Here is a 13,685-nt window from a genome sequence, read left to right as displayed (position 1 = left end):
GATGGCGTCAGAGGTGAGAGACAGGGGTTTAGTCTTCAGAACAGGGTCAGGCACCTAAGGGAGCCGCAGAAACTCACCTGTCTCTCGTGGAATGGTAGCTAACCATCCCAGGGCTCAAGATACAAGGCAGTCGCCGAAGGCGACAACGAAGATGACGAAGGGGCAGTCCGGAGCGAACGCTCCGGACCGCAATCGTGGGCGCCCGCCCCGCATGCCACCGCCGCAAGGGACGACCCACGAAGAACAATTCAATCCACCACAAAAAAAACGGCGCCCAAGGCGCCGTTCCCTAATTCACCAGCAAAGCATCACCGCTTCTGCTTCAACTGCGACAAATCCCGCACAGCCCCCCGATCCGCAGAAGTCGCCAACGCCGCATAAGCCTGCAACGCCAACGACACAACCCGCTCCCGATCCACAGGCTCCCAAGCATTCTCCCGAGCTTCCATAGCAGCCCGACGCCGAGCCAGCTCCGAATCGGAAACCGCCAGATGCATCTTCCGATTCGGAATATCGATCTCGATCGTATCGCCGTCTTCCACCAGCCCGATCGTGCCGCCTTCCGCTGCTTCCGGCGACGCATGCCCGATCACCAGCCCCGACGAGCCCCCCGAAAAACGCCCGTCCGTAAACAGCGCGCACGTCTTGCCCAGGCCCTTGGACTTCAAGTAAGACGTCGGGTACAGCATCTCTTGCATACCAGGACCGCCCTTCGGGCCTTCGTAGCGGATCACCACCACGTCGCCCTCCACGATCTTGTCGCCCAGAATGCCTTCCACCGCGTCGTCCTGGCTCTCGAACACCCGCGCACGGCCCGTGAAGACCCATTGCGACTCGTCCACGCCAGCCGTCTTCACAATGCAGCCCTTCTCGGCCAGATTGCCGTACAGCACCGCCAGGCCGCCGTCCTTCGAGTAGGCGTTTTCCTTGCTGCGGATGCAGCCCGTCTTGCGGTCCGTATCCAGCGTCAGGAACGTCGCGTCCTGGCTGAACGCCACCGTCGTCGGGATGCCGCCCGGGGCCGCGCGGTAGAACTTCTGCGCCGCTTCACCCGCGCCGCCCGCCACGTCCCATTGCTGGATCGCGTTGCCCAGCGTGCCGCTGTGCACGTTGCCGCAGGACAGGTCCAGCAGGTCCGCACGCGCCAGTTCACCCAGGATGCCCAGGATGCCGCCGGCGCGGTGCACGTCTTCGATGTGGTACTTGTCGGTGGCGGGCGCCGCCTTGCACAGGCACGGCACCTTGCGCGAAATGCGGTCGATGTCCGCCATCGTGAAATCCACGCCCGCTTCCTGCGCCGCGGCCAGCAAATGCAGCACCGTGTTCGTCGAACCGCCCATCGCCACGTCCAGCGCCATCGCGTTTTCAAACGCGGACTTGGTCGCGATGCTGCGCGGCAGCACCGACGCGTCTTCTTCCACGTAATAGCGGCGGCACAGGTCCACCACCAGGCGGCCGGCCTGCTCGAACAGGCCCTTGCGCCAGGCGTGCGTGGCCACGATCGTGCCGTTGCCCGGCAGCGCCAGGCCGATCGCCTCGGTCAGACAGTTCATCGAGTTGGCCGTGAACATGCCGGAACAGGAACCGCACGTCGGGCACGCGCTGCGTTCGACTTCCGCCACTTCCGCGTCCGACACCTTCGGGTCGGCCGCCTTGATCATCGCGTCGATCAGGTCGATCTTGGCGATGACCTTGCCGTCCGTCGGCGACTTGACCTTGCCCGCTTCCATCGGACCGCCCGACACGAACACCACCGGGATGTTCAGGCGCATCGCGGCCATCAGCATCCCCGGGGTGATCTTGTCGCAGTTCGAGATGCAGACCATCGCGTCGGCGCAGTGCGCGTTCACCATGTATTCGACCGAGTCGGCGATCAGTTCGCGCGACGGCAGCGAATACAGCATGCCACCGTGCCCCATGGCGATGCCGTCATCGACGGCGATGGTGTTGAATTCCTTGGCGACGCCGCCGGCCGCTTCGATTTCCTTGGCAACCAGCGCACCCAGGTCACGCAGGTGCACGTGGCCCGGCACGAACTGCGTGAACGAATTGACCACCGCGATGATCGGCTTGCCGAAATCTCCGTCCTTCATGCCGGTGGCGCGCCAGAGGGCGCGGGCGCCGGCCATATTGCGGCCGTGGGTCGAGGTGCGGGAACGGTAGTGCGGCATGATCTTGTCTCAGGCGGTTAGCGTGGGCGGCAAAACGGTAAATAATACGCTGGTTCCGGCCGGCAGCGCCCGCAGGCCACCCTGGGGCCGTTACATGGCCATCAGGCGGACGCCGCGCCGCGGGCCGCGAATGCGCTGGGCGGCTCGCCCAGGGCCTTGCGAAACATCGCTGCGAACGCGCTCGGGCTTTCGTAGCCCAGGTCCAGCGCCACGTCCAGCACCCGGTCGCCGCGCGCCAGCCGCTCCATTGCCGCCAGCAGCCGCGCCTGCTGGCGCCAGCGGCCGAAGGTCATGCCCGTATGGCGCAGGAACAGCCGATGCACCGTCTTGGGGTCCACCCCCAATTCCCGCGCCCAGTCGGCCGCGCCCGCCTGACGCTCCGGATGGCGCACGATGGCGCGGCAGATGCGGGCCAGGCGCGGCTCGGCCGGCTGCGGCAGGTGCAGCGGCAGCACCGGCTCCTGTTTCAGCTCGTCCAGCAGCAGCATCATCAGGCGGCCGTCGCGCGTGCCGGGCGTCCAGTCCAGCGGCACCTCGGCCGCCGCCACCATCAGCTCGCGCAGCAGCGGCGACACCGACAGCACGCAGCATTGCGCCGGCAGATGCGCCACCGCGCCCGGCTCGACGAACACCGTGCGCATGCGCGGCTCGCCGCTCATGCGGATGGCGTGCGGCATCCACGCCGGCACCCAGACGCCACGCGTGGGCGGCACCACCCAGATGCCGGCGTCGGTATCCACCACCATCACCCCCGAGATCGCGTACAGCAGCTGCGAGCGGCGATGCCGGTGGCGCCGCACGCGATGGCCGTCCTCGTAGTCCACCGCCAGCCCGGCCACCGGGCGCAGCGAGGATTCGTAGGGAAACAGGTCCAGGTCGGCAGGCTTGCGCGCCTTGGGTGGGTTTGACGGCGGAGAGGATTTGTCCATTTCTCGACGATTGATGCCTGGATGGCGTTAGACGGTCTTTTCCAGTGTACCTACCATGCCGCTCATCCCGTCCAAATCCCCTGTTGGCCTGTCCGAACCATGTCCGCCCGCCCGTCCGCCGCCTGCGCCCGTTCCGCCCTTCGCGGACCGGCCACGGCCGCCGTGGCCGTGCACGGACAGCGCGCCGCGCTACGACTAGCGCGCGGTTGCCGGGCCTTGCGTCCCGTGGCCGCCCGGCAGCCCCGGGCCCTCTGACGGGCCCGTTCGCCACCTCCCTTGCCCGACCGCCGCAGACCGGCGGCCTACACACGCCGCGCTGTCCTGCGCGGCCGGAGGTTTGCATGCTTGACCATCCCCAACACAAATATCGCCCCGTCCAACCCTTCACGCACGACTACGCCCAGCGCACCTGGCCCACGCGGCGCCTGCACGCGCCGCCCGTGTGGATGAGCACCGACCTGCGCGACGGCAACCAGGCCCTGATCGAACCGATGGACGCCGCCCGCAAGCTGCGCCTCTTCGAACAACTGGTCGCCGTGGGGCTCAAGGAAATCGAGGTGGCGTTTCCGTCGGCCTCGGACACCGACTTCAATTTCGTACGCAAGCTGATCGAAGAACGGCGCATTCCAGACGACGTCACCATCGAGGTGCTGACCCAATCGCGGCCCGACCTGATCGCCCGCACCTTCGAGGCGCTGCACGGCGCGCCCCGCGCCATCGTGCACCTGTACAACCCCATCGCGCCGCAGTGGCGCCGCATCGTGTTCGGCATGAGCCGCGCCGAGATCAAGGAGATCGCCCTGGCCGGCACGCGCCAGATCCGCGCGCTGGCCGACGCGCACCCTGAAACCGAATGGATCTACGAGTATTCCCCCGAAACCTTCAGCCTGGCTGAACTGGATTTCGCACTGGAGGTCTGCGATGCGGTCAGCGCCATCTGGGGCCCCACCCCTGAACACAAGATGATCATCAACCTGCCGTCCACCGTGGAATGCACCACGGCCAACGTCTACGCCGACCAGATCGAATGGATGCACCGACACCTGGCGCGGCGCGACAGCATCGTGCTGAGCGTGCATCCGCACAATGACCGCGGCACCGCGGTGGCCTCGGCCGAACTGGCGGTGATGGCGGGCGCCGACCGCGTCGAAGGATGCCTGTTCGGCAACGGCGAACGCACCGGCAACGTCGACCTGGTCACGCTGGCCATGAACCTGGACACGCAAGGCATTGCCAGCGGCCTGGATTTTTCAAGCATGGCCGCGGTGCGCGAGTGCGTCGAGGCGTGCAATCAGCTGCCGGTGGACGTGTTCCACCCCTATGCGTTCACGCCCGCAACGCCAGCAGCGCGTCCTGCAGGTGACGCAGGCCGCGGCTGAGCGGTTTGTCGCGGCGCACGACGACGGCCAGGGTGCGCGACAGGCGGGGCGTCAACGACCGCACCGCCAGCGCGCTGCGCTGGCCGGCACCCGACACCGCCAGCCTGGGCAGCACCGCGCAGCCCAGGCCGGCGGCCACGATTTCCTTCATGGCCTCGGTGCTGCCCAGCTCCATGACCGGCTTGGCCGCCACGCCCGCCGCTTCGAACCAGTCGTCCACCAGCCGGCGGGTGCGCGCGCCCGGCTCGAACAGCACCAGCGGCAGCGCCGCCAACGCCTGCGGCGTGACGGTGTCGGGAATGGCCAGGGTGCCGCGCGCGGGAAAAATCGCCACGAACTCGTCTTCGAGCACCGGTGTGGCCTCGATCATGCGACCCGGCGCCGGCAGCGTCACCAGGCCGATGTCCAAGGTGTTGCTTTCCAGGCCGCGCAGCATGTCGGCCGTGTTGCCGGTACTGGCCACCACGTCCAGCGCTGGAAAGCGCCGCCGCAGGTCGGCCAGCAGCGGCGGCAGCAGATAGGTGCAGGCCGTGGCGCCGGTGCCCAGGCGCACCCGGCCCGTCACTTGCGAGGCATGCGCCGTCATGGCCTGTTCGGCCTGTGCCAGCGCGGCGTCGATGGCGCGGATGTGGGTCAGCAATTCCAGCCCGGCCGCGGTGGGGCCCGCACGGCGGCCCACTCGTTCGACCAGCTTCAGGCCAAAGCGGCGCTCCAGTTGGCGCACCTGCAGGCTGACCGCCGGCTGCGTGATGCCGCCGCGCTCGGCCGCGGCCGAAAAGCTGCCCAGTTCGATGACCTGCGCAAAGGTGCGCAGGGCGTCCAGATTCAGTCCGCGCATGCGGGGGCTCCGTTGGGTTCGTGTGCCATGCCGCCCCGGCTCTCAGCGGCAGCGCGCGCGGCGCAGCAGCCTCGCACGCCAAAGTTTCGCTTATGCATTTGATAATAAACCAAAGCTTTATTTATGAATGGGGTTGCGCCACACTGGCATCTGCTTTTTTCCGCCTGCACGGCCTTTTTTTCCCTCTTTTCGCACCCCGTTTCCATGTCGCAACCCGCCCCCACCGTCTTGATCCGCGACAGCGCGGAAGCCGACCTGCCCGCCATCAAGGCCATCTATGCGCACCACGTGCAGCACGGCACCGCCTCGTTCGAACTGGACCCGCCGTCCATCCCCGAAATGCGCCAGCGGCGCGCCGGCATCCTGGAAAAAGAGATGCCCTTCCTGGTGGCCGAGATCAACGGCGAAGTCGTGGGCTATGCCTACGTCACCGCCTACCGTCCGCGCCCGGCCTACCGCCATACCGTCGAGGACTCCGTCTACGTCAAGGCGGGCCGCGCCGGCCTGGGCATCGGCGGCAAGCTGCTGGCCGCGTTGATCGAGCGCTGCACCGCCGCCGGCTGGCGCCAGATGCTGGCGGTGGTGGGCGACAGCCGCAACGCGGCATCGCTGGCGGTGCATGCGCGCCAGGGCTTCCATCCCGTCGGCACCTTGCGGTCGGTGGGCCACAAGCATGGCGAATGGCGCGACACCGTGCTGATGCAGCGCGCGCTGGGCGAAGGCGACACGACGCCGCCGCAACGCCCGTGATCGCCCCGCGGGCCATCGTCTGCCTGGGGCTGACCCAACTGGTCGGCTGGGGCGTCACCTTCTACCTGATCGGCGCGCTGGGACCGGACATGGCCGCGGACCTGGGCTGGAATGCCGCCACCGTATACGGCGGCTTCTCGGCCGCCATCGTCGTCATGGCGCTGGTGTCGCCGCTGGCCGGCCGCGCGGTCGACCTCTGGGGCGGCCACCGCGTCATGCCCGCCGGCGCCATGCTGGCCGCCGCCGGCTGCGCCGCCCTGGCCGCCACCCACGGCGTCGTCGCGTACTTCGCGGCCTGGATGCTGCTGGGCGTGGGCATGCGGCTGTGCCTGTACGACGCCGCGTTCGCCTCGCTGGCGCGCGCCGCCGGGCCGGCCGCGCGGCGGCCCATGTCGCAGATCACGTTGTTCGGCGGGCTGGCGTCCACCGTGATGTGGCCGGTAGGCCATGCCCTGTCGGGCTGGCTGGGCTGGCGCGGCGCGGTGCTGGCCTATGGCGCCTTGGCGCTGGCGACGCTGCCGCTCTACCTGGCGCTGCCGCGCGCCCGCTATGCCGCTTCGCTGAAGGATACCGGCCTGGCCGGCACGGGCCTGGCGCGCGACAAGGCCGAGCGCCGCCTGGCCGGCGTGCTGTACGCGGCGATCGCCATGCTGACCAACTTTTTGGCCGCGGGCAACGCGGCTCACTTGATTCCGCTGCTGTCGGGGTTGGGCCTGGCCGGCGCGATGGCCGTGAACATCGCGGCACTGTGGGGCGTCGGGCAATTCGCCTCGCGGCTGGCCGACGTGGCGCTGGGCTCGCGCCTGCATCCGCTGACGCTCACGCTGGCCGTGGCGGCGCTATTGCCGCTGTGCTTCGGGCTGGCGCTGTTTTCCGGTGGGAACCTCGCCGCGCTGGCGGCATACGCCCTGCTGTACGGCGCCTGCAACGGCCTGATGACGATCACGCGCGGCACCCTGCCGCTGGCGTTGTTCGACTTTCGCAGCTACGGCGCGCTGGTCGGCGCCCTGCTCATTCCCAGCTTCCTCTTGACCGCCGCCGCGCCGGTGGCCTATGCCTACGTCGTCGAACAGCACGGCGCGCGCGCCGCGATAGGCCTGTCCGCCAGCCTGGCCACTGCCATATTGGCCGCGGCGCTGATCCTGCGCAGTCGATTCATCGCCCGGACGCGAGGCTGATCGGCGCACGACCGTCTTCCGCGTCCTGCACCAGCGCGCCCGAAAACGAATAGCCCGATCCGCGCATGCTGCGGATCGGGATCGACAGCCCCGCCGCCTCACCCTTGCGCTTGAGGCGGCTGATGACCAGATCCAGCGCGCGCCCATTGCCCGGAATGTCCATGTCGTCGACCGCGAAATCGCTGCGGCGCACGACCTTGTCGGGATGCCCCTGCATGCCCTTGAGCACCGCCCGTTCCATCGGGGTGAGGCTGACGCCCGCGCCCGCCGGCGACAGCAAGGTCCACTCGTTGTCACACAGGCGCCAGGCCTTGTCCGCCACGCTGATCTCCGGCACGCCGGGCGTTTCGACACGACGGGCCGCCGACTGCGCCGGCAGGCACAGCGACAGCTTGCGCTGCGCCGACTGGATCGCCGCGGCCACCTCGCTGTAGCTGATGCTGGTGCCGTAGCAACTGTCGGCGCCAGCCAGCAGCGCATTGATGCGCACGGCCGGACTTTCAATGTTGCGGATGGCGATGATCGTGGAATGCGAGAAGCGAGCCCGCAGTTGTCCGATCGTGATGTCCAGATCCCGCGGCAGGCACAGATGCACCTGGATGTCGCCGGGCTGGCGCGGCAGCGCCGACTCCTGCAACGAAACGGGGTTCAGGACGAAACCGATCTGTTCCAGGGAATTCGAGATGCCCTGCTTGGCAAATTCGTTGTCGAAAATAAGGATGATGCGCGACCGATTCATGAGATTGAGCCCTGATTAATGACGTCTTTCCATCGAACGGTATTGAAATGTTTATTTGCATCTCAACACCTGGAACAGGGTCGCAAAAAAAGCGCACTCAATCCTCGAACAGCGTTCCAAACTGGACAAATTATTGAATATTTCTCATTTTAAAATGAGAAATATTCAATATATCGAAATAGAATTCAGCGATCGGCGAAACGTAGCGATATGCGTGGCGGTACATGTCTGGCGCCTGCGCGCTGCGCTGCCATGCCCGATTGCCCTCCCCCCCGCCCGGGGCGCGGGTGCATCCGCCACTGCGGCCTGTCAGGCCCCCTTGGCCGCCACCCATTTTTCCCACCCTGCCAGCCGCAGCTTGCAGGCCGGGCAGGTGCCGCAGCCGTAGCCCCAGGCATGGCGCGCGCCGCGTTCGCCCAGATAGCAGGTGTGGCTTTCTTCGACAATGGTCTCGACCAGCGCGTCGCCGCCCAAGGTGTGCGCCAGCGCCCAGGTTTCGGACTTGTCGATCCACATCAGCGGCGTTTCGATCGTGACGCGACTGCCCAGGCCCAGCCCAAGCGCTACCTGCTGCGCCTTGATGGTGTCGTCGCGGCAATCGGGGTAGCCCGAGAAATCGGTTTCGCACATGCCGCCCACCAGCACGTCCAGCTGGCGCCGGTAGCCCAGCGCCGCGGCCAGCGTCAGGAACAGCAGGTTGCGGCCCGGCACGAAGGTATTGGGCAGGCCGTTGGCCTGCATCTCGATGGCGCGGTCGCTGGTCATGGCGGTGTCACCCACCTGGCCCAGCACCTTCAGGTCCAGCAGATGGTCTTCGCCCAGTCGCGGCGCCCACTCGGGAAAGCGCGTGCGAAATTCGCGCAGCACGTTCAGGCGCGCATCGAGCTCGATGCGGTGGCGCTGGCCGTAGTCGAACGCCACGGTTTCCACATGGGCATAGCGGTCCAGCGCCCAGGCCAGGCAAGTGGTGGAATCCTGGCCGCCCGAAAACAGCACGAGCGCGCGACGTTGGTGATTTTGCATGAAAGGGGGTTTCTGGAAAGACGAAGGGATAGGCCAGACTTTACCGCAGCCACGCGCCTTTCCCGTAAGGAAGCCTGCGTAAAATCGATCCGTTTTTCATCACGGTTTCTCAGTAGCGCGCACGTACCCACCCTTCCCATTCCCGCAGCCCGACGGATCTCCCGCCCGATGAATGCCAGCCGCTTGCAGTCCGATTCAGCAGAACCCTTGCGTCACGACATCCGGCTGCTCGGCCGATTACTGGGCGACGTCATCGCCGAATGCGAAGGCAAACGCGTCTTCGACACCATCGAAACGCTGCGCCGCACCGCCGTCAAATTCCGCCGCGAAGGCAACGACGCCGACGGCAGGCTGCTGGAACAGCGCGTCAAGCGCCTGGAAGGCAGCGACCCCAACTCGGTCGCGCGCGCCTTCAGCTATTTCCTGCACCTGGCCAACATCGCCGAAGACCGCGACCAGAACCGCCGCCAGCGGGCCCGCGCCCTGACCGGCGACGCCCCCGCGCGCGGCAGCCTGCGCGACGCCGTGCAGACCCTGGCCGGCCATGGCGTTTCTCCCGCCCGCATCCGCCGCCTGCTGGCCGAGGCCTGCGTCATGCCCGTGCTGACCGCGCACCCCACCGAAGTGCAGCGCAAAAGCACGCTGGACGTGCACCGTGAAATCGCCAGCGCCCTGGCCCAGCGGGACACGCCGCTCACGCCCGAAGAATTGGCCGAGCTCGACGCCGCGCTACTCGGCCGCGTGGCCACGCTGTGGCAGACCCGCATGCTGCGCTACACCCGCCTGACGGTGGCCGACGAAATCGAGAACGCGCTGTCGTACTACCGCAGCACCTTCCTGCCCGTCATTCCGCGCCTGTACGCCGACCTGTCCAAGCTGCTGAACCGCGACGGCCCCAAGCCCTTTGCCGCCCCGCCCGCGCCGCTCGAACCCTTCCTGCGCATGGGCAGCTGGATCGGCGGCGACCGCGACGGCAACCCCAACGTCGATGCCGGCACGCTCGAACGCGCCCTGCTGCGCCAGGCCACCGTGCTGTTCGAACACTACCTGCAGGAAGTCCACGCGCTGGGCGCCGAGCTTTCCATCACCACCCTGCTCATCGCCGCCGACGCCGACCTGCTGGCGCTGGCCGACCGCAGTGGCGACGATTCCCCCCACCGCAGCGACGAACCCTACCGCCGCGCCCTGGTCGGCGTCTACGCCCGCCTGGCCGCCACCGCCCAGCGCCTGACCGGCCAGAACCTGGCCCGGCGCAGCACGGTGGCCGCCGCGCCGTACGATGCGCCCCAGGAACTGTCCGCCGACCTCGCCATCATCGCCGCGTCGCTGGCCGCCCACCACGGCGCCCCCATCGGCAAGCTGCGCCTGGCCGGCCTGCAGCAGGCCGTGGAAGTGTTCGGCTTTCACCTGGCCACCGTCGACCTGCGCCAAAGCTCCGATGTGCACGAACGCGCGCTCGCCGAACTGTTCACCCGCGCAGGCGCCACCCACGACGGCCAGCCGCTGGACTACCTGGCCCTGGACGAAGCCGCCCGCGTCGCGCTGCTGCGCGCCGAGCTTGCCCAGGCCCGCCCGCTGGCCTCGCCCTGGATCGCCTACAGCGAAGACACCACCCGCGAACTGGCCGTGCTGCGCGCGGCCGCCGCCGGCCGCCAGCGCTACGGCAAGCAGGCGGTGCGCCAGACCATCGTCTCGCACACCGAAACCCTCAGCGACCTGCTTGAAGTCATGGTGCTGCAGAAAGAGGCCGGCCTCATCGCTCCCGCCGGCCAGGACATCCCCGCCGAAGACGGCCTGATGGTCGTGCCCCTGTTCGAAACCATTCCCGACTTGCAGCGCGGCGCCGACATCATGGCCGCCTGGCTCGACCTGCCCGAAATCCGCCAGCGCGTGAAGCAGGCGCAGAACGGCGCCCAGGAAGTCATGCTGGGGTATTCCGACAGCAACAAGGACGGCGGCTTCCTCACGTCCAACTGGTCGCTCTACCAGGCCGAACGCGCCCTGGTCGACGTCTTTTCCGCCCGCCACGTCCGCCTGCGCCTCTTTCACGGCCGCGGCGGCTCCGTTGGCCGGGGCGGCGGCTCCAGCTTCGACGCCATCCTGGCCCAGCCCCCCGGCACCGTCGCCGGCCAGATCCGCCTGACCGAACAGGGCGAAGTCATCCAGAGCAAATACAAGGACGCCGAAGTCGGCCGCTGGCACCTGGAACTGCTGGTCGCGGCCACCCTGGAATCCAGCCTCGCGCCGCGCGCCGAAGCCACCAGCGCCGAAGACGCCCACATGGCCCACCACGGCCCGGCCATGACGTTCATGTCCGAAACCGCACAGCGCAGCTACCGCGGCCTGGTCTACGACACGCCGCGCTTTGCCGAATACTTCTTTGCGGCCACGCCCATTGCCGAAATCGCCGGCCTGAACATCGGCTCGCGCCCCGCTTCCCGCAAGAAGGGCCAGCGCATCGAAGACCTGCGCGCCATCCCCTGGGGCTTTTCCTGGGCCCAATGCCGCCTCATGCTCACCGGCTGGTACGGCATGGGTTCGGCCATCGAGGCCTACCTGGAAACCGGCGCCCCCGACGCCCCGCGCTCCAAGCGCGGCCGCCTGGCCCAGCTGCGCGAGATGGCGCAAGACTGGCCCGCCTTCCGCACCCTGCTGTCCAACATGGAAATGGTGCTGGCCAAATCCGACCTCGCCATCGCCGCCCGCTACGCCCAGCTCGTGCCCCAGCGCGGCTTGCGCGAAAAGATCTTCGGCCAGATCAGCGCCGAACACGCCCGCACCCTGGCCATGCTCAAGCTCCTGACCCGCCGCGAACTCCTGGCCGACAACCCCACCCTGCAAGACTCGCTGCGCGAACGCTTCGCCTACATCGACCCGCTGAACTACCTGCAGATCGACCTGATCCGCCGCCACCGCGCGGCGCTGAAGCACCCCAACCCCGACGCCGACGAACGCGTGCAACGCGCGATCCACCTGACCATCAACGGCATCGCCGCCGGGTTGCGCAACTCGGGGTGAGTGACCGCGCATGGCTGGGCCCGGCGCCCGGCCATGCATTGCGGGAGCGCCGGCCTACGCTATAAAATGAGTATTATTCTCATCTCATTGCGCCGGGCCTTCCGCATGCCTTTGCGCCGGAGGCCGTGCCATGTCCCCCCCCGAATCCGCCGTGCCGCGACAGGGCATCGAGAGCCTGTATGCCGAACACCATGGCTGGCTGCGCAGCTGGTTGCGGCGGCGGCTGGGCGACGCCTGGGACGCGGCCGACCTGGCGCACGACACTTACCTGCGCATCCTGCACAGCGGCCGCCTGCCCGAGCCGCACCAGTCGCGCCAGCATCTGGCGCAGATCGCCCGCTGCCTGGTGATCGACCTGCACCGCCGCCGCCAGATCGAAGCCGCCTACCTGGAAACCATCGCCCACCTGCCGCGCCCGCAGGCGCCGTCGGAAGAAGCGCGCGCGCTGGCCATCGAGGCCCTGGTCGAGATCGACGCCATCCTCAACCAGCTGCCGGCCAAGGCGCGCGAGGCGCTGCTGCTGTGCAAGCTGGACGGCCTGCCCTACAGCGACATCGCGGCGCGGCTGGGCGTGTCGGTGTCGTCGGTGAAGAAGTACATCGCTGCCGCCCTGCTGGCCTGCTACCAGGCGCAGTGGGCGGCGCGCGGTTGACGCCATGACAGACGCCTCCCGCGTGGCCCAACCGGCCCTGGACCCCGCCATCCTGCAGCAGGCTGCCGAATGGATCGCCCAATTGTGGTCGGACGATGTCACCGACCAGGACCGCGCTGACTGCGCCCGCTGGCGCGCCAGGCATCCCGATCACGAACAGGCCTGGCAGCGCCTGCTGGCGTTCGAGGGCAAGCTCTTGGGCCTGCCCCGCGAGGCCGCCCGCCATGCCCTGCGCCGACCCAAGACCAGCGCCGGCCGGCGCCGCGCCCTGCGCGCGCTGAGCCTGGGAGTGATCGTGCTGGGCGCCGGCTATGCCGCACGCAGCACCGGCACCTGGCAGCGCGCAGCTGCCGACTACCGCAGCGCCACTGGCGAGATCCGCGACCTGACCCTGCCGGACGGCACGCGCGTCACCCTGTCCACCGCGTCGGCCATCGACCTGCGCTTTTCCGATACGGAACGACTGGTGGTGCTGCGGGCAGGCGAAATCCTGATTGCCACCGCGCCCGATACCGCCGCCCAGGCGCGCCCCTTCCTGGTCCGCACGCGGCACGGCTCGGTACAGGCGCTGGGCACGCGCTACAGCGTGCGCGATGACGACGACACCACGCGTGTGGCGGTGTTCGAAGGCGCAGTTGAAATCCGACCCATGGACGCGCCGGGCCAGGCCGTCCGCCTGGATGCAGGCCAGGGCTCGCGCTTTTCGCGCGACCGCGTCGAGCCGCCCGCGGCCGCGAACGATGACGCGGCCGCCTGGAGCCGAGGCCTGCTGGTGGCCGACGGCATGCGGCTGGAAGACTTCACCGCCGAACTGGCGCGCTATCGGTCCGGCGTCGTGCGCTGCGACCCGGCGGTCGCCGACCTGCGCGTGAGCGGCGTGTTTTCACTGCGCGACACCGACAGGGCGCTGGAGAACCTGACGCGCGGGCTACCGGTGGACGTCGTGTATCGCACGCGCTATTGGGTCACGCTGCGCGCGGCCGATCGGTCCGCAGACTGACGCCCGCC

Annotated in this window: 11 protein-coding genes; 6 read left to right on the top strand and 5 right to left on the bottom strand. The window is 68.4% G+C overall.

All coding sequences use genetic code 11. From position 1 onward, the window contains the following. Positions 1–308: 308 nt before the first annotated feature. Entirely contained in the window at positions 309–2,171 is a 1,863-nt protein-coding gene (ilvD, locus tag AC6LJ2_RS25990) for a dihydroxy-acid dehydratase (RefSeq protein ID WP_498152475.1), read from the bottom strand. A gap of 101 nt (positions 2,172–2,272) precedes the next feature. Continuing rightward, complete coding sequence (locus tag AC6LJ2_RS25985; protein ID WP_498152474.1) at positions 2,273–3,100, bottom strand: AraC family transcriptional regulator; 828 nt, start codon at positions 3,098–3,100, stop codon at positions 2,273–2,275. Between the two features lie 341 nt (positions 3,101–3,441). Here AC6LJ2_RS25985 and AC6LJ2_RS25980 point away from each other — a divergent pair, with 341 nt between their 5' ends. Further along, positions 3,442–4,479 (top strand): 2-isopropylmalate synthase, encoded by a 1,038-nt coding sequence (locus tag AC6LJ2_RS25980; protein ID WP_498152473.1) that lies wholly within the window; start codon positions 3,442–3,444, stop codon positions 4,477–4,479. On the opposite strand, the gene AC6LJ2_RS25975 is transcribed toward AC6LJ2_RS25980, so the two are convergent. Continuing rightward, on the bottom strand, positions 4,427–5,317 hold the full coding sequence (locus tag AC6LJ2_RS25975) for a LysR family transcriptional regulator (RefSeq protein WP_263915706.1): 891 nt from the start codon (positions 5,315–5,317) through the stop codon (positions 4,427–4,429). The genes AC6LJ2_RS25980 and AC6LJ2_RS25975 overlap by 53 nt on opposite strands. A gap of 204 nt (positions 5,318–5,521) precedes the next feature. Between AC6LJ2_RS25975 and AC6LJ2_RS25970 the strand changes: the two genes are divergently transcribed. Together AC6LJ2_RS25970 and AC6LJ2_RS25965 are read left to right on the top strand one after the other, a co-directional pair. Beyond that, positions 5,522–6,067: a GNAT family N-acetyltransferase gene (locus AC6LJ2_RS25970; protein WP_263915705.1), complete on the top strand. Its 546-nt coding sequence runs from the start codon at positions 5,522–5,524 to the stop codon at positions 6,065–6,067. Then, positions 6,064–7,245 carry an MFS transporter gene (locus tag AC6LJ2_RS25965; RefSeq protein ID WP_498152472.1) on the top strand — a complete coding sequence of 394 codons (1,182 nt, stop codon included), beginning with the start codon at positions 6,064–6,066 and terminating at the stop codon, positions 7,243–7,245. Before AC6LJ2_RS25970 ends, AC6LJ2_RS25965 begins: the two co-directional genes overlap by 4 nt. Here the strand turns inward: AC6LJ2_RS25965 and AC6LJ2_RS25960 are convergent. Both AC6LJ2_RS25960 and queC read right to left on the bottom strand, forming a co-directional pair. Beyond that, positions 7,223–7,984: a winged helix-turn-helix domain-containing protein gene (locus AC6LJ2_RS25960; RefSeq protein ID WP_263915703.1), complete on the bottom strand. Its 762-nt coding sequence runs from the start codon at positions 7,982–7,984 to the stop codon at positions 7,223–7,225. The genes AC6LJ2_RS25965 and AC6LJ2_RS25960 overlap by 23 nt on opposite strands. 309 nt (positions 7,985–8,293) lie before the next feature. Beyond that, on the bottom strand, positions 8,294–9,007 hold the full coding sequence (gene queC / locus AC6LJ2_RS25955) for a 7-cyano-7-deazaguanine synthase QueC (protein ID WP_263915702.1): 714 nt from the start codon (positions 9,005–9,007) through the stop codon (positions 8,294–8,296). 168 nt (positions 9,008–9,175) lie between these two features. Between queC and ppc the strand changes: the two genes are divergently transcribed. The 3 genes from ppc to AC6LJ2_RS25940 all read left to right on the top strand — a co-directional run bounded on the left by ppc (position 9,176) and on the right by AC6LJ2_RS25940 (position 13,677). After that, a complete protein-coding gene (gene ppc / locus AC6LJ2_RS25950) occupies positions 9,176–12,025 on the top strand; it encodes a phosphoenolpyruvate carboxylase (RefSeq protein WP_498152471.1) in 2,850 nt (949 codons plus the stop codon). A 130-nt stretch (positions 12,026–12,155) separates the two neighbouring features. Further along, entirely contained in the window at positions 12,156–12,677 is a 522-nt protein-coding gene (locus AC6LJ2_RS25945; RefSeq protein ID WP_498152470.1) for a sigma-70 family RNA polymerase sigma factor, read from the top strand. A gap of 4 nt (positions 12,678–12,681) precedes the next feature. Beyond that, on the top strand, positions 12,682–13,677 hold the full coding sequence (locus AC6LJ2_RS25940; RefSeq protein WP_498152469.1) for a FecR domain-containing protein: 996 nt from the start codon (positions 12,682–12,684) through the stop codon (positions 13,675–13,677). Positions 13,678–13,685: the final 8 nt, after the last annotated feature.

The organism is Achromobacter sp. 1014246743, assembly GCF_059760725.1.
This window is presented reverse-complemented; position numbering and strand designations above follow the sequence as displayed.

Excerpts from the sequence above, each read along its gene's own strand:
- AC6LJ2_RS25985 (WP_498152474.1), bottom strand. The coding sequence starts at position 3,100 with ATGGACAAATCCTCTCCGCCGTCAAACCCACCCAAGGCGCGCAAGCCT.
- ppc (WP_498152471.1), top strand. The coding sequence starts at position 9,176 with ATGAATGCCAGCCGCTTGCAGTCCGATTCAGCAGAACCCTTGCGTCAC.
- AC6LJ2_RS25970 (WP_263915705.1), top strand. The coding sequence starts at position 5,522 with ATGTCGCAACCCGCCCCCACCGTCTTGATCCGCGACAGCGCGGAAGCC.
- ilvD (WP_498152475.1), bottom strand. The coding sequence starts at position 2,171 with ATGCCGCACTACCGTTCCCGCACCTCGACCCACGGCCGCAATATGGCC.
- queC (WP_263915702.1), bottom strand. The coding sequence starts at position 9,007 with ATGCAAAATCACCAACGTCGCGCGCTCGTGCTGTTTTCGGGCGGCCAG.
- AC6LJ2_RS25980 (WP_498152473.1), top strand. The coding sequence starts at position 3,442 with ATGCTTGACCATCCCCAACACAAATATCGCCCCGTCCAACCCTTCACG.
- AC6LJ2_RS25945 (WP_498152470.1), top strand. The coding sequence starts at position 12,156 with ATGTCCCCCCCCGAATCCGCCGTGCCGCGACAGGGCATCGAGAGCCTG.
- AC6LJ2_RS25960 (WP_263915703.1), bottom strand. The coding sequence starts at position 7,984 with ATGAATCGGTCGCGCATCATCCTTATTTTCGACAACGAATTTGCCAAG.
- AC6LJ2_RS25975 (WP_263915706.1), bottom strand. The coding sequence starts at position 5,317 with ATGCGCGGACTGAATCTGGACGCCCTGCGCACCTTTGCGCAGGTCATC.
- AC6LJ2_RS25940 (WP_498152469.1), top strand. The coding sequence starts at position 12,682 with ATGACAGACGCCTCCCGCGTGGCCCAACCGGCCCTGGACCCCGCCATC.